At 63.5% G+C, this 23015-nt stretch carries 19 protein-coding genes; 14 read left to right on the top strand and 5 right to left on the bottom strand.

What is annotated here, in order from left to right; all coding sequences use genetic code 11:
• Nucleotides 1-28 precede the first annotated feature (28 nt).
• Entirely contained in the window at nucleotides 29-1144 is a 1116-nt protein-coding gene (locus QCE58_RS08065) for a polyamine ABC transporter substrate-binding protein (RefSeq protein ID WP_008349802.1), read from the bottom strand.
• Between the two features lie 551 nt (nucleotides 1145-1695).
• On the opposite strand from QCE58_RS08065, the gene QCE58_RS08060 reads away from it, so the two are divergent.
• The 3 genes from QCE58_RS08060 to QCE58_RS08050 all read left to right on the top strand — a co-directional run bounded on the left by QCE58_RS08060 (nucleotide 1696) and on the right by QCE58_RS08050 (nucleotide 4696).
• The gene (locus QCE58_RS08060) at nucleotides 1696-3033 is read left to right on the top strand and encodes an Nramp family divalent metal transporter (protein ID WP_250480497.1); all 1338 of its coding nucleotides are present in this window, start codon (nucleotides 1696-1698) and stop codon (nucleotides 3031-3033) included.
• 168 nt (nucleotides 3034-3201) lie between these two features.
• The gene (locus QCE58_RS08055; RefSeq protein WP_250521092.1) at nucleotides 3202-4419 is read left to right on the top strand and encodes a phospholipase A; all 1218 of its coding nucleotides are present in this window, start codon (nucleotides 3202-3204) and stop codon (nucleotides 4417-4419) included.
• A gap of 73 nt (nucleotides 4420-4492) precedes the next feature.
• Nucleotides 4493-4696, top strand: a complete 204-nt coding sequence (locus QCE58_RS08050; protein ID WP_008349809.1) for a DUF1289 domain-containing protein — start codon at nucleotides 4493-4495, stop codon at nucleotides 4694-4696.
• 69 nt (nucleotides 4697-4765) lie between these two features.
• Here QCE58_RS08050 and QCE58_RS08045 read toward each other — a convergent pair whose 3' ends face one another.
• The 4 genes from QCE58_RS08045 to QCE58_RS08030 all read right to left on the bottom strand — a co-directional run bounded on the left by QCE58_RS08045 (nucleotide 4766) and on the right by QCE58_RS08030 (nucleotide 10580).
• Nucleotides 4766-6358, bottom strand: coding sequence for an ABC-F family ATPase (locus QCE58_RS08045; RefSeq protein ID WP_008349811.1), 1593 nt, complete (start codon nucleotides 6356-6358; stop codon nucleotides 4766-4768).
• A 178-nt stretch (nucleotides 6359-6536) separates the two neighbouring features.
• Nucleotides 6537-7982, bottom strand: a complete 1446-nt coding sequence (thrC, locus tag QCE58_RS08040; RefSeq protein ID WP_250521091.1) for a threonine synthase — start codon at nucleotides 7980-7982, stop codon at nucleotides 6537-6539.
• 11 nt (nucleotides 7983-7993) lie between these two features.
• Nucleotides 7994-9316, bottom strand: coding sequence for a homoserine dehydrogenase (locus QCE58_RS08035; RefSeq protein WP_008349813.1), 1323 nt, complete (start codon nucleotides 9314-9316; stop codon nucleotides 7994-7996).
• Nucleotides 9317-9341: 25 nt separating this feature from the next.
• Complete coding sequence (locus QCE58_RS08030) at nucleotides 9342-10580, bottom strand: pyridoxal phosphate-dependent aminotransferase (protein WP_008349814.1); 1239 nt, start codon at nucleotides 10578-10580, stop codon at nucleotides 9342-9344.
• 419 nt (nucleotides 10581-10999) lie between these two features.
• Here QCE58_RS08030 and QCE58_RS08025 point away from each other — a divergent pair, with 419 nt between their 5' ends.
• From QCE58_RS08025 to QCE58_RS07975, 11 genes are all read left to right on the top strand, one after another.
• Nucleotides 11000-11374, top strand: coding sequence for an Mth938-like domain-containing protein (locus tag QCE58_RS08025; RefSeq protein ID WP_008349815.1), 375 nt, complete (start codon nucleotides 11000-11002; stop codon nucleotides 11372-11374).
• A 312-nt stretch (nucleotides 11375-11686) separates the two neighbouring features.
• Nucleotides 11687-13360 carry a glycosyltransferase family 39 protein gene (locus tag QCE58_RS08020; RefSeq protein ID WP_175980107.1) on the top strand — a complete coding sequence of 558 codons (1674 nt, stop codon included), beginning with the start codon at nucleotides 11687-11689 and terminating at the stop codon, nucleotides 13358-13360.
• Between the two features lie 97 nt (nucleotides 13361-13457).
• The gene (locus QCE58_RS08015) at nucleotides 13458-13829 is read left to right on the top strand and encodes an SMR family transporter (RefSeq protein ID WP_008349817.1); all 372 of its coding nucleotides are present in this window, start codon (nucleotides 13458-13460) and stop codon (nucleotides 13827-13829) included.
• A gap of 52 nt (nucleotides 13830-13881) precedes the next feature.
• On the top strand, nucleotides 13882-15039 hold the full coding sequence (locus tag QCE58_RS08010; RefSeq protein ID WP_250521090.1) for a DegT/DnrJ/EryC1/StrS aminotransferase family protein: 1158 nt from the start codon (nucleotides 13882-13884) through the stop codon (nucleotides 15037-15039).
• A 29-nt stretch (nucleotides 15040-15068) separates the two neighbouring features.
• The gene (locus QCE58_RS08005; protein WP_250521089.1) at nucleotides 15069-16106 is read left to right on the top strand and encodes a glycosyltransferase; all 1038 of its coding nucleotides are present in this window, start codon (nucleotides 15069-15071) and stop codon (nucleotides 16104-16106) included.
• Nucleotides 16103-17089, top strand: a complete 987-nt coding sequence (locus QCE58_RS08000; protein WP_008349821.1) for a formyltransferase — start codon at nucleotides 16103-16105, stop codon at nucleotides 17087-17089. Before QCE58_RS08005 ends, QCE58_RS08000 begins: the two co-directional genes overlap by 4 nt.
• On the top strand, nucleotides 17086-18132 hold the full coding sequence (locus QCE58_RS07995) for a bifunctional UDP-4-keto-pentose/UDP-xylose synthase (protein WP_008349823.1): 1047 nt from the start codon (nucleotides 17086-17088) through the stop codon (nucleotides 18130-18132). The genes QCE58_RS08000 and QCE58_RS07995 overlap by 4 nt, the downstream gene beginning before the upstream one ends.
• A gap of 9 nt (nucleotides 18133-18141) precedes the next feature.
• The gene (locus tag QCE58_RS07990; protein ID WP_008349825.1) at nucleotides 18142-19038 is read left to right on the top strand and encodes a polysaccharide deacetylase family protein; all 897 of its coding nucleotides are present in this window, start codon (nucleotides 18142-18144) and stop codon (nucleotides 19036-19038) included.
• A 71-nt stretch (nucleotides 19039-19109) separates the two neighbouring features.
• Nucleotides 19110-19571, top strand: coding sequence for a peroxiredoxin (locus QCE58_RS07985; RefSeq protein WP_008349827.1), 462 nt, complete (start codon nucleotides 19110-19112; stop codon nucleotides 19569-19571).
• A 398-nt stretch (nucleotides 19572-19969) separates the two neighbouring features.
• Nucleotides 19970-21835 (top strand): PhoH family protein, encoded by a 1866-nt coding sequence (locus QCE58_RS07980; protein WP_250521088.1) that lies wholly within the window; start codon nucleotides 19970-19972, stop codon nucleotides 21833-21835.
• 198 nt (nucleotides 21836-22033) lie between these two features.
• Nucleotides 22034-22963, top strand: a complete 930-nt coding sequence (locus tag QCE58_RS07975) for a C40 family peptidase (protein ID WP_033536115.1) — start codon at nucleotides 22034-22036, stop codon at nucleotides 22961-22963.
• The last annotated feature ends 52 nt before the right edge of the window (nucleotides 22964-23015 follow it).

Below are 23015 nucleotides of genomic sequence, written 5' to 3'. Positions count from 1 at the left end.
TTTCAAAAGAATAACCGGCTTATCGGATTCATCGGCCGGACTTGAATTCCGTCCAGAGCCGCGTCTGCAGGCGCTGGATTTCCGGCGGCAGCGGCTTCAGCAGGAACAGCGTCTTGATGACATCCTGCGGCGGATACACGGCCGGATCGTTCGCGACGTCCTTGTCCACGTACTTGCGCGCTTCGAGATTTGCGCTCGGGTAGTACACGGCGTTGGTGATCGCGGCGTGAACCTGCGGCGTCTCGATGTAGTTGATCCACTCGTGCGCCGCGTCCTTGTTCTTGGCGTCCTTCGGAATCGCCATCACGTCGAACCACACGGGCGCGCCGCCCTTCGGAATGTAGTACTCGATCTTGAACGGCTTCTTCGCATCGACGGCGCGATGCTTCGCGATCACGACGTCGCCCGACCAGCCGTAGGTGAAGCAGATATCGCCGCCGACCATGTCGTTGATGTAGCCCGACGAGTTGAACTGCGTGATGTACGGACGGATTTTCTTCATCATCGCGAGCGCTTCGCGATAATCGGCCGGGTTCGTGCTCATCGGATCCTTGCCGATGTAATGCAGCGCAGCCGCGAACATCTGGTCCGGCGCGTCGAGCACCGAGACGCCGCACGCCTTCAGCTTCGAGATGTTCTCGGGCTTGAAAAGGATGTCCCAGTTGTTCAGTTCGGCGTTCGCGCCGAGGATCTGCTTCGCCTTGTCGACGTTGTAGCCGAGGCCCGTCGTGCCGTACGCCCAGGGCACCGTGTATTTATTGCCCGGATCCGCGCCCTCGACGAGCTTCATCAGGTCGGGATCGAGATATTTGAGGTTCGGCAGCTTCGACTTGTCGAGCGGCGCGAAGATGTTCGCGGCGATCTGCTTGCCGGCGTAATTGCTGGTCGGCACGACGATGTCATAGCCGGAACGGCCGGTCAGGAGCTTGGCCTGCAGGGTGTCGTCGCTGTCGTAGTTGTCGTACTTCACCTTGATGCCGGTCTGCTTGGTGAAGTTGGGAATCGTGTCCTTCGCGATATAGTCCGACCAGTTGTACACGTTCAACTGCGTGTCTTTCGCGAAGGCCGCGAGCGGAGTCAGCATCGCGGCGCATGCCAGGGCGCCCGCCAGCTTGGCCGTGCGGCTCGCCAGTTTCTCGTTCATTTCGATTCTCCCTTGTTCCGACTTGTCACGACGTCGTGCCGCCCGGACCCGGCGCATTTTCGCATCGCCGAGCGACCCGCGACTCCCCTAAAACCCCGAAAACTACCATTAAACGCGGACGCGACAAAAAATAATCCGCCGCTTGTCGCGCAAAATGTACACGCCCTTGCGTCACGCGGCGACGGTCTTGCCGCGCGGGGCTCTGCCCGGCTTAGCGCCGCGCGCCGACAGCCGGAAAGAGCGCGCATTTTAGCCCCTAATCCGCTGCCGCGGCACGTGATAAACCCACACTCGTCAAAGTGACACGCAGGCGTAAGCCCGATGCAATGTCATTATTCGTGGTCGGTCGCCTGCGTCCCCTTGCGCCCGCCGTTTTGCGAGTCGTTTCTTCGTCGTTTCGTTGACTCGCACGAGCGCGGCCGACACGGGCAAGCCTGACGAATAGCCAGCGGAACAGTTGTTGCGAGCCAATTCGACGTGCGCCGCGAAAAGCGGCGTCTTCTGAACCGGCAACGCGCACCGTTGCAACGCTATTCGAGGCCGCCTCCCGCATGAATACCAATCCCTCCGCGCTCGCCCGGCCGTCAGCCGCGAAATCCGACGCGCAGTCGCCCGTGGCGACCCGTGAAGATCGGGAGCGCGCGCCGCGCCCGCGCAGACACTGGTATTCGTTCGCCGGCGCCGGCGCGCTCGTCGCTGTCGGCTACATGGATCCCGGCAACTGGGCGACGGCGCTCGCGAGCGGCGCGCGCTACGGTTACTCGCTGCTTTTCGTCGTCCTGCTCGCGAGCCTGATGGGGATGCTGCTGCAATGGGTCGCGTCGCGCGTGGGCGTCGTGACCGGGCGCGACCTCGCGCAACTGTGCCGCGAACGCTACAGCCGCCGTACGACGCTCGTCCTGTGGATCGCGTGCGAAATCGCGATCATCGCGTGCGACGTCGCGGAAGTCGTCGGCAGCGCGGTTGCGCTGCAAATGCTCTTCGGCCTCTCGCTCACGGCCGGCGTGCTGGTTTCGGCGGTCGGAACCTTCGCGATGCTCGCGCTGCAAAACCGCGGCAAGCGGTCCCTGCAGCGGGCGGTGTCGACGCTCATCTTTCTCGTGAGTTTGTGCTTCGTCATCGAACTCGCGCTGGCGCATCCGGTCTGGGGCGATGCGCTGCGCGGGCTCGCGCCGTCGCGCGAACTCGTCCGCGATGCCGGCATGCTCTGGCTCGCCGCCGGCGTGCTCGGCGCGACCGTGATGCCGCACAACCTTTATCTGCACTCCGCGCTCGTCAAGGAGCACGCGAGCGCGCGCGACGACGCGACCATCGGGCGCGCGCTTCGTGGCGTGAACATCGATACGTTCGGCTCGCTCGGGCTTGCGTTCATCGTCAACGCGTCGTTACTGATCGTCGCGGCCGCCGTCTTCCACGCGAACGGCCACACCGGTGTGAACGATCTCGCCGACGCCCACCGTCTCATTGCGCCGCTCGTCGGCAGTCATTGGGCGGGCGTCGTGTTCGCCGCCGCGCTGCTCGCGTGCGGCCTGAACGCGACGGTCACGGGCACGCTCGCCGGCCAGGCGGTGATGGAAGGCTTCCTGCGCCTCAAGATGGCGCGCTGGGCGCGGGCGCTCCTGACGCGCGGGCTCGCGATCGGTCCGGCGCTCGTCGCGGTCGGAAGTTTCGGCCAGCATGGTTCGAACGCGCTCCTCGTCGCGACGCAAGTCGTCTTGAGCCTGCAATTGCCGCTCGCCGTGATTCCACTCGTGCGCTTCGCCTCCGATGCCGCGCTGATGGGCCGCTGGCGCGTCGCGCGCGTGCCGCTGGCGCTGGCGTGGATGTGCGCGGGCGTGATCGTCGCGCTGAACGGCGCGATGCTCTGGCAGGCGGTGTTTTCGGCCTGACGCACCGGTTTCGATGCCATTTCGTCTGGAATGTCGGGATCGCGGCGCGGCTCGCGCTGTCAGACTGTCCTGATGCCCGCCCCGCCCCAACAGGACACGAACTACATGGCCCACGGCCCACGATCGATTTCGCTGAAAAATTCCCGCCGCTCTGCCGGCCGCGCACGCATGTTCGCGCTTCTTCTTGCCGGCCTTTGCACAAGCGGCGCTACGCACGCGACCGTCGCGGTGCTGCAACCCGCGCGCGAAGCCGCCGCCTCGCAACCGCTCGAACTGACGCTCCTCTATACCGACGATGACGCGAAACCTCTGACCGTCGATGTCCCGAAGCAACTGACCGTGAATCTGACCAATGGCGATTTGCCGCCGGCGCCGCTCACGCTCGAGCGCGATCCGACAGTGCCGGACCGTCTGCGCCTTGCGCCCGGCCAGTATCGCCGCGTGCGTTTTTCGGCGCCGTGGCCCGATTCGGCGCGCGGCGCGGTGAAGATCGATCCGGTCGGCTTCGATGCTTCGCCGATGCTCGTCACGCTCAATCGCAGCGATACGCAGACCGAGGTCGCCGCCGCGGAGAAGGCCGAGTCGCAAGCGACGACGCCCGGCCAACTCGCCGTCGCGACGGCCGCGGCGAATACCGCCGTCCAACCGGCGTCCAGCACGGACACGTTGCTCTCGGGCCGCTTCTCGACGTTCGAGCCGATCTATTTCGCGGATGGCAAAAACGGCGACAATCTCGCGAAATTCCAGTTCAGCTTCAAATATCGCCTGCATCTGCCTGACGATCCCCGCTCGCGCGGCTTCCTTGACAACCTCTATTTCGGCTACACGCAGACGGCCATTTGGAATCTCTCGGCCGAATCGGTGCCGTTTCGCGACATCAGCTTTCAGCCGCAACTGTTCTATTACGTGGAGGACACCGGCTGGAAAAGCGCGCTCTTCACGCGCATGGGCGTCGCGGCGGGCATCGGGCATGAATCGAACGGCAAGAGCGGCGACGAATCGCGCTCGATCAACATCGCGTTCGTGCGCCCGACATGGGATTTCGGCGATCTGAACGGCAATCACCTGACGCTCTCGCCGAAGTTCTATTACTACCTGTCGAAGGCGGGCAACGAGGACATCGCGGATTATCGCGGCTACGTCGATTTCCTCGTGAAATACGGCAGCCCGGACGGCTGGCAACTCGCGACGACATTACGCAAAGGCTCGAAGCACTGGTACGGCAGCGTGGAATCGCAGTTGACCTATCCGCTCGCGAAGCTGATCGGCAGCGCGTGGGGCGGCTATCTGTTCGTGAGCTACTTCAACGGGTACGGCGAGGACATCCTCGATTACAACCAGCGGCATCACTGGATCGCGCGGATAGGCTACAGTATCGCGCGTTGAGTTTTTTTACGATTTTGAATGCCGCGTTGCCGCCCTCTTTTGTTCGGCGCCGATGCGGTCACGAGCTAGCCCAATGTCTTCGAATCTTCACGATCTGCCTGATAGCCCCTGCATCGGCGTGTGCTCCACGCTCTTCGACGACGTCTGCAAAGGCTGCGGCCGCACGGCCGGCGAAGTGTCCAACTGGGTGTTTCTGAACGACGACGAAAAACGCGCGATCTGGGAGCGCATTACGCGCGAAGGAACGGCGATGCGGTTTCGCAACGACAGGCTTTGACCGGCATGTAAAAACGGCCCGCTCTTTCGAGGCGGGCCGCTTGTTTCAGCGCGAGCGCGAAGCCGGTGATTACTGAATCCCCTGGCTCGCCAGAAAATCTTCGTAATTCCCGCCGAAGTCGCGCAGCGTGCCATCCGTCTTCACTTCGATGATGCGATTCGCCAGCCCGCTCACGAACTCGCGGTCGTGCGACACGAAGATCAGCGTGCCTTCGAACTTCTCCAGCGCGATCTGCAGCGACTCGATCGACTCCATGTCCATGTGGTTGGTCGGCTCGTCCATCAGCAGAACGTTGTGGCGGCCGAGCATCAGCTTGCCCCAGATCATGCGGCCCTTTTCGCCGCCCGACAGCACCTTCACGTTCTTCTTGATATCGTCCGCGTTGAAGAGCAGACGGCCGAGCGTGCCGCGCATCATCTGCTCGTCGTCGCCCTCCTTGCGATACTGGTCGATCCACTCGGTCAGCGTCTCGTCCTTCGGAAACTCTTCGTACGTGTCCTGCGGCATATAGCCGACGTTGGCGTTTTCCGCCCACTTCACCGTGCCGTGATCGAGTTCGAGCGCGCCCTTGAGCGACTTGAGCAGCGTCGTCTTGCCCGCGCCGTTCTCGCCGATGATCGCGATACGCTCGCCCGGCTGCACCGAGAGCGAAAAGTTCTGGAAGATCGTGCGGTCGTACTTCTTCGTGATTTCCTCCGCGACCACCGCGATGTTGTGCAGCTTCTTCTCGTACTCGAAGCGGATGAACGGATTCTGACGCGACGACGGCTTGAATTCCTCGATCTTGATCTTGTCGATCATCTTCAGACGGCTGGTCGCCTGACGCGCCTTCGACTTGTTCGCCGAGAAGCGGCGCACGAAGTCCTGCAGGTCGGCCACGCGCTCCTTCGCCTTCTGGTTCGCGGCCTGCTGACGCTCGCGCGCCTGCGTCGACGCCAGCATGTAGTCGTCGTAATTGCCCGGCCAGACCTTCAACGTGCCGTAGTCCATGTCCGCCATGTGCGTGCAGACCTGGTTCAGAAAGTGCCGATCGTGGGAGATGATGATCATCGTCGAGTTGTACTGGTTCAGCACGTCTTCCAGCCAACGGATCGAGTTGATGTCGAGGTTGTTGGTCGGCTCGTCGAGCAGCAGCACGTCGGGCTTCGAGAACAGCGCCTGCGCGAGCAGCACGCGCAGCTTCCAGCCCGGCGCGACGTTGCTCATCGGGCCATTGTGATCGTTGATGTTGATGCCGATGCCGAGCAGCAGTTCGCCCGCGCGCGCTTCGGCCGTGTAGCCGTCGTATTCGGCGAACTTGGCTTCGAGGTCGGCGGCGCGCATGTAGTCGTCGTCGGTGGCGTCGGGGTTGGCGTAGATCGCGTCGCGCTCGGTCATCGCGGCCCACATTTCGGTGTGGCCCATCATGACGACGTCGAGTACGCGCATGTCTTCGTACGCGAACTGGTCCTGGCGCAATTTGCCGAGACGCACGTTCGGCTCCAGCATGACGTTGCCCGAGGACGGCTCGAGATCGCCGCCCAGGATCTTCATGAAGGTCGACTTGCCGCAGCCGTTGGCGCCGATCAAGCCATAGCGGTTGCCTTCGCCGAACTTGACCGAGATGTTCTCGAAGAGGGGCTTGGGCCCGAATTGCATGGTGATATTGGCGGTAGACAGCACGGCGCGTCCTTTTGAATGGGGTACGACGAAAAACCTGAGATTTTAACAGCTTTTGGCGGGCTTTTCCCCGCGAGCGGCGATTCTGCCAAGCTGGCTCCGGCGGCGGATTTCGTGCCGCATCATGAAAAACGGGGCGCGGCCGTGCAGCCGCGCCCCGTTCATCCCGATGACGATCCTGTTACGTGCGCTCGGCGATGAACGCCTTCACGACGCCAGCATCGGCAGGAACGATATCGAACCTTTGTGGCAGTTTTTCAAGTCCGACGAACGCAGCCGGCCGCTCGGGCTCGCGATTGAGCGCCTCGCGGATCGTCTCGCCGAATTTGATCGGCTGCGCGGTTTCGAGGACGATCATCGGCACGCCGGGCTTCAGATTTTCGCGCGCGACCTTCACGCCGTCGGCGGTGTGCGTGTCGATCATCGTGTGATAGCGCTCGAATACGTCGCGGATCGTCTTCACGCGGTCGTCGTGGCCACTCTTGCCCGACACGAATCCGAATTCCTTCACGCGCGCGAAATCGCCGCTCACCGCGAGGTCGAAGCCGCCCTTCTCTTCGACGTCGCGGAACAGTTGCAGCACGCGCGCCGGATCGCGTCCGAGCAGGTCGTACACGAAACGCTCGAAGTTCGACGCCTTCGAGATATCCATGCTCGGGCTCGTCGTGTGATACGTCTCCGCCGCGCCGCGCACGCGATACACGCCGGTCTTGAAGAACTCGTCGAGCACGTCGTTTTCGTTGGTCGCGACGACGAGTTGATCGATCGGCAGGCCCATCATGCGCGCGATGTGCCCCGCGCACACATTGCCGAAATTGCCCGAGGGCACCGTGAACGACACGCGTTCGTCGTTGCTCTTCGTCGCGGCGAAATAGCCTTTGAAGTAGTACACGACCTGCGCGACGACGCGCGCCCAGTTGATCGAATTGACCGTGCCGATCTTGTGCTTCGCCTTGTACGCGTGATCGTTCGACACGGCCTTGACGATGTCCTGGCAATTATCGAAGTTGCCTTCGACCGCCAGATTGAAGATGTTCGGATCCTGCAGCGAGAACATCTGCGCGGTCTGGAACGCGCTCATCTTCTTGTGCGGCGAGAGCATGAACACGCGCACGCCAGTCTTGCCGCGCATCGCGTATTCGGCGGCGCTGCCGGTGTCGCCCGAGGTCGCACCGAGGATGTTCAATTCATCGCCGTGCTTGGCCAGTGCGTACTCGAACAGATTGCCGAGCAGTTGCATCGCCATGTCCTTGAAGGCGAGCGTCGGGCCGTTCGAGAGTTCCAGCAGCGACAGCGTCGTGCCGTTTTCCTCGCCGAGCGTCTTCAAAGGCGTGATCTGAACCGCGCTCTCTTCGTGGCGCACGTTGCTGTACACCTGCGCGGTGTACGTCTTGCGCGTAAGCGAGCGCAGGTCGTCGGCAGGAATGTCGTCGCTGAACTTCGACAGCACTTCGAATGCGAGATCCGCGTACGACAGCGTGCGCCAGCGCACGAGTTCGTCGGCGCTGACTTTCGGATACTCCGTCGGCAGATACAGGCCGCCGTCTTTGGCGAGGCCGCCCAGCAGAATATCGGAGAACGTGTGGCGCTCGTCGGTGCCGGCGCCGCGCGTCGAAATGTAGTTCATCGTGCTTGCCTTTAGTTGAGCGCTTCCATGCGCAGCTTCGTCACCTTCGAGACGACCGTGGACAGCGCCTCGATCTGCGCGATCGCCGCGTTCACGTTCTTTTCGAGCGTCTCGTGCGTGATGAGGATGATGTCGGTCTCGCCCTTGTTCGCGCCGTCGACTTCTTCCGATTCCTTCTGCAGGAGCGCGTCGATGGAGATGCCCTTGTCCGCGAGAATGCGCGTGATGTTCGCGAGCACGCCCGTCACGTCCGCGACGCGCAGGCGCAAGTAGTAGCCGCTCGTCACTTCGTCGATCGGCAGGATTGGCGTGTTCGACAGGCTGTCCGGCTGGAACGCCAGATGCGGCACGCGATGCTCGGGATCGGCCGTATGCAGGCGCGTCACGTCGACGAGATCGGCGACCACGGCGGACGCCGTCGGCTCCGCGCCCGCGCCCTTGCCGTAGTAGAGCGTCGTGCCGACCGCGTCGCCGTGCACGACGACCGCGTTCATCGCGCCTTCCACATTGGCGAGCAGGCGCTTGGCCGGAACGAGCGTCGGATGCGTGCGCAGCTCGATGCCCTTCTCCGAGCGCCGCGCGATGCCGAGCAGCTTGATGCGATAGCCGAGATCTTCCGCGTAGCGAATGTCGATCGCGGCCAGCTTGCTGATGCCTTCCACATACGCGCGATCGAACTGCACCGGCACGCCGAACGCGATTGCGCTCATGATCGTGACCTTGTGCGCGGCATCGACGCCTTCGATGTCGAAAGTCGGATCGGCTTCGGCGTAACCCAGTTCCTGCGCGGCCTTCAATGCGGTCGCGAAGTCGAGCCCGCGGTCACGCATTTCCGAAAGAATGTAGTTCGTCGTGCCGTTGATGATGCCCGCGATGTACTCGATGCGGTTCGCCGTCAGCCCTTCGCGCAGCGCCTTGATGATCGGAATGCCGCCCGCCACCGCGGCCTCGAACGCGACCATCACGCCCTTCGCGCGCGCGGCCTCGAAAATTTCCGTGCCGTGCACCGCGAGCAGCGCCTTGTTGGCCGTCACGACATGCTTGCCGTTCGCGATCGCGCGCAGCACCAGTTCGCGCGCGAAGCCCGTGCCGCCGATCATTTCGCACACGATGGCGATGGAAGGATCGTCGACGACCGCGTTGAAGTCGTCCGTCACCGCGATGCCTTCCTGCTTCGCCGCTTCGGCCTTCGCCGTCGTACGCACGGCAACGCGCGAAATTTCGATGCCGCGTCCCGCGCGTCGTTTGATTTCTTCCTGGTTACGGCGCAGCACCGTGAAGGTGCCGCTGCCGACCGTGCCGAAGCCCAAGAGTCCTACTTTGATCGGTTCCATGCAGCGCGAGTCTTTAAAAGAGAGATTAAGCGGAATGTCGTTTGCGATAGCCGTCGAGGAAGCGCGCGATGCGGTTGATCGAATCCGCGAGATCGTCGACGTTCGGCAGGAAAACCACGCGGAAGTGATCCGGCGTCGGCCAGTTGAAGCCGGTGCCTTGCACGAGCAGCACGCGCTCCTCGAGCAGCAGATCCGTGATGAACTGCTGGTCGTCCTGGATCGGATACATCTTCGGATCGAGCTTCGGGAACATGTAGAGCGCGGCTTGCGGCTTCACGCACGTGACGCCCGGAATCGCCGTGAGCATGTCGTACGCGAGTTCGCGCTGCTTGAAGAGGCGCCCGCTCGGGACGATCAGGTCGTTGATGCTCTGATAGCCGCCGAGCGCCGTCTGGATCGCATACTGGCCGGGCACGTTCGGGCACAGGCGCATCGACGCGAGAATGCCGAGGCCTTCGAGATAATCCTTCGCGCGGCGGCGGTTCTCTTCGATCAGCCCGGAGATCGCCATCCAGCCCGCGCGATACCCGCACGAGCGGTAACTTTTCGAAAGGCTGTTGAACGTGACCGTGACGACGTCTTCGGAGAGCGCGGCCATCGACGTGTGCGTCTTGCCGTCGTAGACGATCTTGTCGTAGACCTCGTCCGCGAAAATGATGAGGCCGTGCTCGCGCGCGATCGCGATCAGTTCACGCAGCAGTTCGTCGGAGTACAGCGCGCCTGTGGGGTTGTTCGGGTTGATGACGACGAGCGCCTTCGTGTTCGGCGTGATTTTCGCGCGGATGTCGTCGAGATCGGGCATCCAGCCGTTGCTCTCGTCGCACATGTAGTGGCGCGGCGTGCCCGACGACAGGCTCACCGCGGCCGTCCATAGCGGATAGTCCGGCGCCGGAAGGAGCACTTCGTCGCCGTCGTTGAGAAGCGCCTGCATCGCCATGACGATCAGTTCCGACGCGCCATTGCCGATGTAGATATCGTCCAGTTCGACGCCCGTCACACCCTTTTGCTGCGTGTAATGCATGATCGCCTTGCGCGCGGCGAACACGCCCTTCGAATCCGAATAGCCCGACGAACCCGGCAGATTGCGGATCATGTCCTGAATGATCTCGTCCGGCGCCTCGAAGCCGAACGGCGCCAGATTGCCGATATTCAGCTTGATGATGCGATGGCCTTCTTCTTCGAGGCGCTTCGCGTGTTCGAGCACGGGCCCGCGAATGTCGTAGCAGACGTTTTGCAGCTTGTTGGATTTGAGAATCGGTTTCACGGCTGGCGCTCTGGGTCTGATGTGAATGCGGACGGGTTCTGGTGATGTCGGTCGCGTGCGGCTCGGAATTCGGGGCAGCCAGCCTCGCGCGCGGCGGACGGGCGTTGCAATAAATACCGAGGTGAAAGCCGATGGCGGCTCGCCCGGACGGCTCGCTTTTCCCGAGCGCCGAACGATGCATTTTAGACGCCGCGCCAGGTAAGGCATGGGCGATGCGGACCGGATTGCGTGTCGAAGGCGGCTTGTGGCGGCACGCGAGCGCAACGGGTGGCGCACGAGCGAGCCCGGCGGCCAAAAAGTTATAATTTACTGATTATGGCCCAGTTCCGCAATGCACCAATCGAATGCGCCGGAACCGGCGCAAACGGCGCTGCGCGCGCCCGCCGGGCCTCTCTCCTTTTCCTTGCCGGATCATTGTTTTGAAACTGCACCAGGATTCCACCAGCGCGCTCAATACCATCACGAGCTACGGAGACGGTTTCGTGGCGATCAATCTCGAAAGGCACGAAGGCAGCGTGATCGTCATGCCGCAGACGCCCGTCGCGGCGTGGCCGGTGTCGTCGTTCGATGCGCTCAAGCCCGAGGATTTCGATGCGCTCGTCGAGGCCGCGCCGGAAGTCGTCATTTTCGGCAGCGGGTCGCGGCTGCGCTTTCCGCATCCGCGCCTCACCGCGCAACTGGCGAAACACCGCATCGGCGTCGAAACGATGGATTTCGGCGCGGCCTGCCGCACCTACAACATACTGATGTCCGAAGGCCGGCGCGTGGCCGCCGCACTGCTGATCGAAGCCTGAGGGGATCGCTAAGGCGGCGCTAAGGAAGCGTTGGCAGACTCCCGCCGCCCGTCCGATATCGGCAGCAGCCGTCGCTTGCCAGTCGTCAATTTTGACGGATGCCGGTCGGCCGTGCGCTACACTCCCGCCCGGCATCGTCGTTACGCCGGGCGTTTCGACGTCGGACAAGTGCGCAGCGCGCGCTCGAACGTGCGAACTCGCATCGACAATGCGTGCCTGAGCATGCACGAGTTGCATCCTCGCGCGGCGCGCATTCATCGCTCAATTCGTTTCATTAGCGCCGCGCATCGCGGCATCGGACAGGTCGACTTCATGAACGATACGCCTACCCGGCTACCGCTCACGCGTCTTTCGCTCATTCTTCTGGTACTCGCACTCGCGATCATCTGGTTCGCGCCGCTCGGGTATCGTCATCTCGTGCCCAGCGACGAAGGCCGTTACGCCGAAATGGCGCGCGAGATGTTCGTGACCGGCGACTGGATCACGCCGCGCTACAACGGCTACAAGTATTTCGAAAAGCCGCCCCTGCAAACGTGGGCGAATGCCCTTACCTTTGCGTGGTTCGGCATCGGCGAATGGCAGGCGCGCCTTTATACGGCGCTCACGGGCTTTCTGGGCGTGCTGCTCGTCGGCTATACCGGCACGCGCGTATTCAACGCGATGACGGGCTTCGCCGCCGCGGTCATCCTCGCGACGTGCCCGTACTGGAACCTGATGGGCCACTTCAACGCGCTCGACATGGGCCTGTCGTTCTGGATGGAGCTGACCCTCTGCGCGCTCCTGCTCGCCCAGCGCCCCGGACTGCCGACCCGCGAAGTGCGTCTCTGGATGTGGCTCTGCTGGGCCGGCATGGGCGCCGCGGTGCTGTCGAAGGGTCTCGTCGGCCTGATCCTGCCGGGCGCCGTGCTCGTTCTGTATTCACTCGTGTCGCGCGACTGGGCGCTCTGGAAGCGGCTCTATATCGGCAGTGGGCTGATCGTGTTCCTGATCGTGACCGGCCCGTGGTTCGCGCTCGTGCAGATGAAGAACCCGGAGTTCTTCGACTTCTTCTTCATCGTCCAGCAGTTCAAGCGCTATCTGACGCCCGAGCAGAACCGCCCCGGCGCGTTCTATTACTTCGTGCCGGTTCTGATCGTGGGTTTTCTGCCGTGGCTGTCGATCGCCTTTCAGAGTGTGCGCCACGGCTTGAAGACGCCACGCCAGCCCAACGGCTTCGCGCCGGTCACGATGCTGCTGATCTGGTCCGCGTTCATTTTCCTGTTCTTCAGCGCGTCGCATTCGAAGCTCATTTCGTACGTGCTGCCGATCGCGCCGGCGCTCGCGCTCGTCATCGGGCTGTATTTGCCCTCGCTGACGAAATCGCAGTACCGCATGCATCTGATCGGCTATGCGGTATTTCTGATCGCCGCGGCCTTCGGAGCGATTTTCCTCGGCCGCGCGGGCAGCGCCAACACGCCTAACGCGCTTTATCGCGAGTTCCAGATCTGGGTGTACGCGGGCCTCGCCGTCGCTTTCGTCGTGACGATATTCGCGCTCTGGCTGAACCGGCGCAGCGTGCTCGCGGGCGCGACGGGACTAGGCGCGGCCTGGCTGCTGCTGGGCACGATCGCGGGCTCCGGTCACGATGTCTTCGGCACGCAGAGTTCCGGCGTGCGGCTCGTGCCGGCCGTGAAGGCCGCGATGGCCAAGCTCCCGCCCGACACGCCGTTTTACTCGATCGCGAAGCTCGACCACACGATGCCCTTCTACCTCGGCCACACGATGATCATGGTCGGCGAAGCCGACGAGCTGACCTTCGGCGTACAGACCGAGCCGCAAAAATGGGTGCCGAGCGTCGACGAATGGGTCAGGCTGTGGGATTCGGAGCGCTACGCGTTCGCGCTGATGCCGCCCGCACGCTACGACGAGCTCATGGCACGCCACGTGCCCATGCAGGTGATCGCCCGCGACGAGCGCCGCGTGATCGTGGAGAAACCGCAGCCGTGAGCGCGCGTTTTCCTCCCGGTCGCGATGCTGCGCTGCACGATCGTTCGGCATTTCGCGATGAACCGAGTATCCTTGTTCCGCATTTGAAAAACGCGCGATGAACCCGATCTCCTTTATTTGCATCGTCATCGGCGTATCGTTGAACGCATGCGCCCAGCTCCTGCTCAAAGCCGGCGTGAACGCGGTGGGCCATTTCGACATGACGCCCGCCAACATTCTGCCGGTCGGCATCAAGATCGCGACGCAGTGGCCGATCATCGGCGGGCTTGCCTGTTATGTGCTGAGCGTCGTCGTGTGGATCGTCGGGCTGTCGCGCGTGGACGTGTCGATCGCCTATCCGATGCTCTCGCTCGGCTATGTCGTCAACGCGTTCGCCGCGTGGTACCTGTTCGGCGAAGTGCTGTCGATGCAGCGGCTCATCGGCATCGGCATCATTCTGGTCGGCGTCGTGGTGCTCGCGCGCGGCTAGTTGCCGGACCGAAGCGTCCGCCGGATCAATTCATTTTTTAAACGCATAGTCCATGACTCAAACAACGCGGCCGTTCCTGCCCTTCGTGAAGCCCGATATCGACGAAGAAACCATTCAGGGCGTCGTCGACGTGCTGCGCTCGGGCTGGATCACGACTGGCCCGCAGAATCAGCAGTTCGAGGCGGAGTTGTCGGCGTACGTGGGCGGCCGCCCGGTGCGCGCCTTCAACTCGGGCACCTGCACGATGGAAATCGGCTTGCGCATCGCGGGCGTCGGCCCCGGCGACGAAGTCATCACCACGCCGATGACCTGGGTGTCGACCGCGAACGTGATCCTCGAAGTCGGCGCGACGCCGGTGTTCGTCGATATCGATCCGGTCACGCGCAACATCGACCTGAATCTGCTCGAACGCGCAATCACGCCGCGCACCAAGGCGCTGATGCCCGTCTATCTGGCCGGCCTGCCCGTCGACATGGACAAGCTCTACGAGATCGCGCGCGCCCACAAGCTGCGCGTGATCGAAGACGCCGCGCAGGCGTTCGGTTCGACGTGGAAAGGCCAGCGCATCGGCGCGATCGGCGACATCGTGTCGTTCAGCTTCCACGCGAACAAGAATGTGACGTCGATCGAAGGCGGCGCGCTAGTAATGAATAACGAGGACGAAGCGGAACTCGCGCGCAAGTACCGTCTGCAAGGCATTACGCGCACGGGCTTCGACGGCATGGATTGCGACGTGCTCGGCGGCAAGTACAACCTGACGGACGTGGCGGCGCGCGTCGGCCTCGGCTCGTTGCGGCGCGTCGAGAGCCTCACGCAGCAGCGCCGCGAACTGGCGCGCCTCTATTTCGATGCCTTCAAAGGCGGCGCGGCGGTCGAGCTCGGCGTGGGTCTGCCGGTCGACAACTTCACGGACCACAACTGGCACATGTTCCAGATCGCGCTGCCGCTCGAGAGGCTCAAGCTCACGCGCGCGGAATTCATGGCGCAACTGAAGGAGCGCAACGTCGGAAGCGGCGTGCATTACCCGGCGCTGCACTTGTTCACGCTGTATCGCGCGCGTGGCTACAAGGAAGGCATGTACCCGCATTCGGAGCATTACGGCGCGTCGAACGTGACGCTGCCGCTCTTCCCGGGCATGACCGCCGACGACGTGACGCATGTCGTCCGGTCCATCGACGAAATCTGCGAGCAGTTCGGACACAACGGGTAACACGGACCATCAAGGACAATCAGCGCAACATGAGTCATTTCGATTTTCCGGCGACGTCCCCCGAGCTTTCGGTGATCATCCCGGTGTACAACGAAGCGGACGGCCTCGCCGCGCTTTTCCAGCGCCTCTATCCGGCGCTCGATGCGCTCGGCACGTCGTACGAGGTGATCTTCATCAACGACGGTAGCCGCGACAAGTCGGCCGCGCTGCTGGCGCAGCAGTTCCACGTGCGGCCCGACACCACGCGCGTCATTCTGCTCAACGGCAATTACGGGCAGCACATGGCGATCCTCGCGGGCTTCGAACAGTCGCGCGGCGAGATCGTCGTCACGCTCGATGCCGACCTGCAGAATCCGCCCGAGGAAATCGGCAAGCTCGTCGCGAAGATGCGCGAGGGCTACGATTACGTCGGCACGATTCGCCAGCAGCGGCAGGACAGCCTGTGGCGCAAGAAGGCGTCGCGCGCGATGAACCGCCTGCGCGAGCGCATCACGAAGATCAAGATGACCGACCAGGGCTGCATGCTGCGCGCGTACAGCCGCCATATCATCGATACGATCAATCGCTGCGGCGAGATCAACACGTTCATTCCGGCGCTCGCGTACACCTTCGCGCAAAACCCGATCGAAGTCGATGTCGCACACGAGGAGCGGTTCGCGGGCGAGTCGAAGTATTCGCTCTATAGCCTCATCCGCCTGAACTTCGATCTCGTTACCGGCTTTTCGGTCGTGCCGCTGCAATGGCTGTCGTTCATCGGCGTGATTCTGTCGGTCGGCTCGGCGGGCCTGTTCCTGCTGCTGTTGGTTCGCCGCTTCATGTTCGGCGCGGAAGTCCAGGGTGTGTTCACCCTCTTCGCCATCACGTTCTTCATGCTCGGCGTCATCATCTTCGCGCTCGGGCTGCTCGGCGAGTACATCGGGCGCATCTATCAGCAGGTGCGCGCGCGGCCGCGCTATCTCGTGCAGACGATTCTCGAACAGCGCGACGGCGTATCGGTCGCCGCCAAGCCGTTGCAGGACGCCGTGCAGCAAGTGGTCGCCGTCACGCGCGAGGAAGACGACCGATGAAGCCGCGCGCAGTCGTCTTCGCGTATCACAACGTCGGCGTGCGCTGTCTGCAGGTGCTGCTCGCGCGCGGCGTCGATGTTGCGCTCGTCGTCACGCACGAAGACAGCGCAAGCGAGAACATCTGGTTCGGCAGCGTCGCGCAGGTCGCGGCGGAACACGGCATCGACACGATCACGCCTGCCGATCCAAAGTCGCCCGAGCTTTTCGGCGCGGTGGAGAAAATCGCGCCGGACTTCGTCTTCTCGTTCTACTACCGGCACATGCTGCCCGTCTCGCTGCTTTCGCTCGCAAAGCGCGGCGCGTACAACATGCACGGCTCGCTTCTGCCCAAGTATCGCGGCCGCGTGCCGACGAACTGGGCCGTCATCAACGGCGAAACCGAGGCCGGCGCGACGCTGCATGAAATGCTCGCGAAACCCGATGCAGGCGCGATCCTCGCGCAAACGCCGGTGCCCATCCTGCCCGACGACACAGCAGCGCAAGTCTTCGACAAGACCGTCGTTGCCGCCGAGCAGACGCTCTGGCGCGTGCTGCCCGCCTTGCTCGCCGGCGAAGCGCCGCATCTGCCGAACGATCTCGCGGCGGGCAGCTATTACGGCGGACGCAAGCCGGAAGACGGCCGCATCGACTGGTCGCAGCCGGCGCAGCGTGTCTACAACCTGATTCGCGCGGTCGCACCGCCGTATCCGGGCGCGTTCACGGATATCGGCGCCGATCGTTTCATCGTCGCGCGGGCGCGGCTCGTGCCCGAAACGGGCGCGCCGGGCGTTTCACCCGAAAGACTCCGTGAGCTGCGGGGTTTGCCCCCGGGCCTGACCGTGGCGGATAATGCGCTGTTTGGCGTCTGCGGCGATGGCCGCGTCATCGCCATCCACGAATTGCGTCACCGGCCCCTGAACGCCGACGCGCAACCGTCGGGCGAAGAACGCACCGTCGATCCTTCCGAATTCGGCCGAATCATTCAATCCTCTCGTCATTCATGAAAAAAGTTCTGATCCTGGGTGTCAATGGCTTCATCGGCCATCACCTGTCCAAGCGCATCCTCGAAACCACCGACTGGGAAGTCTTCGGGATGGACATGCAAACCGATCGCCTGGGCGACCTCGCGAATCACGAGCGGATGCATTTCTTCGAGGGCGACATCACGATCAACAAGGAGTGGGTCGAGTATCACGTGAAGAAGTGCGACGTGATCCTGCCGCTCGTCGCGATCGCCACGCCCGCCACGTACGTGAAGCAGCCGCTGCGCGTGTTCGAGCTCGACTTCGAGGCGAATCTGCCGATCGTGCGTTCGGCCGTGAAGTACGGCAAGCATCTGGTGTTTCCGTCGACGTCCGAGGTGTACGGCATGTGCACCGACGAGCAGTTCGATCCGGAAAACTCCGTGCTTTCCTACGGCCCGATCAACAAGCCGCGCTGGATCTACGCGTGCTCGAAGCAGCTCATGGACCGCGTGATCTGGGGCTATGGCATGGAGGGTCTCAACTTCACCCTCTTCCGTCCGTTCAACTGGATCGGCCCGGGCCTCGACTCGATCTACACGCCGAAGGAAGGTTCGTCGCGCGTCGTGACGCAGTTCCTCGGGCATATCGTGCGCGGCGAGAACATCAGTCTCGTCGACGGCGGCGCGCAAAAACGCGCGTTCACCGACATCGACGACGGCATCGGCGCGCTGATGAAGATCATCGAAAACAAGGGCGGCGTGGCGTCGGGCAAGATCTACAACATCGGCAATCCGACGAACAACTTCTCGGTCCGCGAACTCGCGAACAAGATGCTCGCGCTCGCAAACGAATTCCCCGAGTACTCGGACAGCGCGAAGCAGGTGCAACTGGTCGAGACGTCGTCGGGCGCGTACTACGGCAACGGCTATCAGGACGTGCAGAACCGCGTGCCGAAGATCGACAACACGATGCAGGAACTCGGCTGGGCGCCGCAAGCGTCGATGGACGACGCGCTGCGCAAGATCTTCGAAGCGTACCGCGGCCACGTGGGCGAGGCCCGCAAGCTGGTGGAACAGGCGTAAGGCGCGCGCGTGGCTCGCATCGTTCTGAAAATCGACGTCGATACGCTGCGCGGCACGCGCGAAGGCGTGCCGAACCTCGGGCGGCTCCTCGACAAGTACAGCGCCCGCGCGACGTTCCTCTTCAGTCTCGGCCCGGATCACACCGGCTGGGCGCTGCGGCGGGTCTTCCGGCCCGGCTTTCTGAAGAAGGTGTCGCGCACGTCGGTGGTCGAGCATTACGGCGTGAAGACGCTCATGTACGGCGTGCTGCTGCCGGGGCCGGATATCGGCCGCGAGGCGGTGTCGGAAATGCGTGCGATCCACGAGGCCGGCTTCGAATGCGGCATCCATACGTGGGATCACGTCTACTGGCAGGACAACGTGCGCGGGCGTGATCGCGACTGGACCGTCGCGCAGATGCAGCAGAGCCACGCGCGCTTCATCGAGATTTTCGGCGGACCGCCCGTCACGCACGGCGCCGCCGGCTGGCAGATGAACGGCTACGCGTTCGAGCAGATCGACGCGTGGGGCATGCGCTACGCATCCGACGGGCGCGGCCACACGCCGTATATTCCCGTGCTCGACGGCCGCACGCTGAATCACATCCAGATGCCGACCACGCTGCCGACGCTCGACGAAGTGCTCGGCGTCGACGGCGTCGACGAAAGCAATGTCGCGGCGCACGTGCTGCGTCATACGGCGAACAATCCGCACGATCAGGTGTTCACGCTGCACGCCGAACTCGAAGGCCAGAAGCTCGCGCCGGTGTTCGAGCAACTGCTCGCCGGCTGGCGCGCGCAGGGACACAGCTTTGCCACGATGGGCGATTACCATGCGGCGCTGGACCGCGCGTCGCTGCCCACGTACCCTGTGACGTGGGGCGAGATTCCGGGCCGCGCGGGCGAACTGATCGTCCAGCCGGGCTGAAGCGGCGCGTGGCCGCTTTCTCCCCGCCTCGCTTTTCTCACCGATAAACCAGAACGACCGGAGAAACCTACGTGTCAGTTGCAGTCGACCAGCCCGTTCCCGACTTCACCGCACCCGCGACGGGTGGCGAGTTCACCCTGTCCTCCTTGCGCGGCAGAAAGGTCGTGCTCTTCTTCTATCCGAAGGACAACACGCCCGGCTGCACCACCGAAAGCCTGCAATTTCGCGACCACTACGATCAGTTCAAGGCAGCCGGCGCGGAAGTGATCGGCATCTCGCGCGACAGCGTGAAATCGCACGACAACTTCAAGGCGAAGCTCGAGCTGCCTTACACGCTGGTTTCGGACGCTGACGAAGCGATCTGCACGCTCTTCGATGTCATCAAAATGAAGAAGATGTATGGCAAGGAAGTGCGCGGCGTGGAGCGCTCGACCTTCCTCGTCGACGCAAACGGCGTGCTGCGACGCGAGTTTCGCGGTGTCAAGGTGCCGGGCCACGTAGAGGCGATCGTCGAGGCTGTACAAGCGATTTGAGGCACGTTATATTGGTTCGCAATGAGCGCCTGCCTTCCCCATTTCCTTCGTTCCAGTGCAAGCCGCCGTGTGCCTGTGGGTACGGTGGGCATGGACCCGGGCTATGTGGATCCGGCAAGGGAAAGGCGCTCTGAAGCTGAAGTCAGCCGCTGGTTCCGGTAGTCGGAACGGCGGCTTTTTCATTTGGCGTCGCACGAAAGCCACGCTTCATCGGCTCGGGCGCGGCGTGTTGCACGCAACCTCCAAGGAGCAGATCGAAACTTAGGCGAACCGGCGATTTCGACAACGAAGCGCGCCTCCGGGCGCAAACTGCAGGATTCGTATCGCTTCGAGGGCGTACGAGCAGGATGCGACAGGCGGCGCACGATACACGACCCGATTCCTTTCGAGGGAACATCATGCCTTTGCCTACCGCCCCGGCCAAGCTCGGCCATCTCCTTCCGGCTGAAGAATACAAGGCCAAAGCCCGGCCTTCGAAGCAGTCGAAAAAACAAGCCGCGGCGAGCGATGACGACGCCTATGGCGCGGTCGAGACCGTCGCCGCCGAGCGTCCCGCCACGAATGCCGCGCACACGCTGCGCTCGATCGCGAACGAAGTGCTGACCCAGATTCCGGCCGAGCCGCCCGTCGAAGCCGTCGTGCCGCCGCCCGCACCGGGCACCGTCCCTACGCGCGCCCGAAAATCGAAGCAGACCGCCGCGCTCCTGCAGCCGACGCCCGGCGCCCGCGCCACGCCGGATGCAGTCGAAGCGCGCACGGAGCGCGCCGAAACGCCCGTCGCGACCGAAGCACCTGTCTCGGCCACGACGCGCGATACGCGCGCGCAGAACAAACGTCGCAAGGGCACGGCTGCCGAAGCCGAATTGCGCAAGCTCTTCGTGCTCGACACCAACGTGCTGATGCACGACCCGAGTTCGCTCTTCCGCTTCGAGGAACACGACGTCTATCTGCCGATGATGACGTTGGAAGAACTCGACAACCACAAGAAGGGCATGTCGGAAGTGGCGCGCAACGCGCGTCAGGTGAGCCGGACGCTCGATGCGCTCGTCGCGCACGCGGGCAACGCCAGCAAGATGGCCGAAGGGCTTCCGCTCGCTGCGCAAGGCAATCGCGACGCGCTCGGCCGCCTCTACTTCCAGACGACGCTCACGGACATCGAGCCGGTCGAAGGCCTGCCCGTCGGCAAGGCGGACAACCAGATTCTGGGCGTCGTGCGCGCGCTGCAGAAGGAGCGGCCGGATCGCCAGGTCGTGCTGGTGTCGAAAGACATCAACATGCGCATCAAGGCGCACGCGCTCGGTCTGCCTGCCGAAGACTACTTCAACGATCAGGTTCTCGAAGACAAGGATCTGCTCTACTCCGGCGTGCGCGCACTGCCGCAGGACTTCTGGACCAAGCACGCGAAGGGCATGGAGAGCTGGCAGGACACCAAGACCGGCACCACGTATTACCGCGTGACCGGGCCGCTGTGCCCTTCGATGCTCGTCAACGAGTTCGTCTATCTCGAGCCGCAGAACGGCGAGCCGTCGTTCCATGCGGTCGTGCGCGAGCTCAACGGCAAGACCGCGCTCCTGCAGACGCTGCGCGACTACGGTCATCACAAGAACAACGTGTGGGGCATCACTGCGCGCAACCGCGAGCAGAACTTCGCGCTGAATCTGCTGATGAACCCGGAAGTCGATTTCGTCACGCTGCTGGGTCAGGCCGGCACCGGCAAGACGCTGATGGCGCTCGCCGCGGGCCTTGCGCAAGTGCTCGACGACAAGCGCTACAACGAGATCATCGTGACGCGTGCGACGGTTCCGGTCGGCGAGGACATCGGCTTTCTGCCCGGCACCGAGGAAGAGAAGATGCAGCCGTGGATGGGCGCATTCGACGACAACCTCGAAGTCCTCCAGAAGACCGATGACGCCGCCGGCGAATGGGGCCGCGCCGCGACGCAGGAGCTCATCCGTTCGCGTCTGAAGGTGAAGAGCATGAACTTCATGCGCGGACGCACGTTCGTCGACAAGTACGTGATCATCGACGAGGCGCAGAATCTCACGCCGAAGCAGATGAAAACGCTCGTCACGCGCGCGGGCCCCGGCACGAAGATCGTGTGCCTCGGCAACATCGCGCAGATCGACACGCCGTACCTGACCGAAGGCAGTTCGGGTCTCACGTATGTCGTCGATCGCTTCAAAGGCTGGACGCACAGCGGTCACGTGACCCTCGCGCGCGGCGAGCGTTCGCGCCTCGCCGATTACGCGTCCGACATTCTGTAAGCGCGCGGCTTTCAACGCGATGAAACGGCCCGGCGGAGCGATCCTGCCGGGCCGTTTCCTTTCGTCCTAACGTTCCGCACTTGCAACACTTACGGCACAGACTTCATGTAAATCCTCAAGACATCTTGCCGCACGGCCGTGCGGCGGATTAGTATCGGCACACTGTCCTTCCTGGCGGGTTGCCGCTCGCCTTTTGCAATGCGTCGAATCTGCCTGCCGCTACTTGTTACCGTCATGCTCGCCGCGTGTGGATCCGCGCCGCAGCAGACGGCACGCAAGCCTGCGGCCAGCACGAGCGCCAACCGCACTTATAGTCCGCCGCCCGGTTTTCCGAAGTTCGTCGATCACAGTGTCGGGCGCGAGGAAATCTCCATTCAGGCGATGTCGCTCGTCGGCGTGCCGTATCGCTGGGGCGGCAACACGCCCGATGCGGGCTTCGATTGCAGCGGGCTCGTGCGGTATGTCGTCGACCGCGCGGCGTCCGTGAATCTGCCGCGCACGACCGCCGACATGAGCTCGCGCGGCGAATCGGTCGAACCCGACGAGATCGCGCCGGGCGATCTGATCTTCTTCAACACGACCGGACGGCCGCATTCGCACGTGGGCATCTATGTCGGCAAGCTGCGCTTCGTGAATGCGCCATCGACGGGCGGCACGGTGCGCCTCGACTATCTGACGAACCCGTACTGGGCGAAACGATTCGACGGCATTCGCCGCGTCGCGCCGCCGAAGACCGCGCCTACCCCGTTCGATGCGCCGACTTACATCGCGTCGCCTGCGCCCGTGCAAGCGCCTGCTCCGTCATCCGCCGACGCTTTCGAGCCACCGCCCTCGACGCTCAACGCGGCGCAACGCCAGGCTCGCGCCGCTAGCGCTACGACGCCTGGCGTCGCGACGATCAACGCTTCATCGGATCCGATTCAGGCCGCCGCCGACGCCTTCGAACCGCCGCCGCCGACATCGACCGCCGCGCGTCAGCAGGCGCGCTCCGCACAAGCCGCTGCCGATCCCTACGATTCCGCCGAGCCGCCCGTGCGCGTGATGCGCGCCTCCACCGGCTCGCTCGCCGCACCCCGCCCCGCACAGAACGACGATCCCATCGCCCGCTTCGCCACTGGCACGAACTGACGCGCGCTGCGCGTCTCTGCTATCGTGTTCCGATCATTCGTCGACGGAGCGC

Origin of the sequence: Caballeronia sp. LZ028 (assembly GCF_031451415.1) — a bacterium.
GTDB classification, from domain to species: Bacteria; Pseudomonadota; Gammaproteobacteria; order Burkholderiales; family Burkholderiaceae; genus Caballeronia; species Caballeronia zhejiangensis.
The sequence above is the reverse complement of the archived record's forward strand: the minus strand, read 5'-3'. Positions and strand labels throughout refer to the sequence as shown.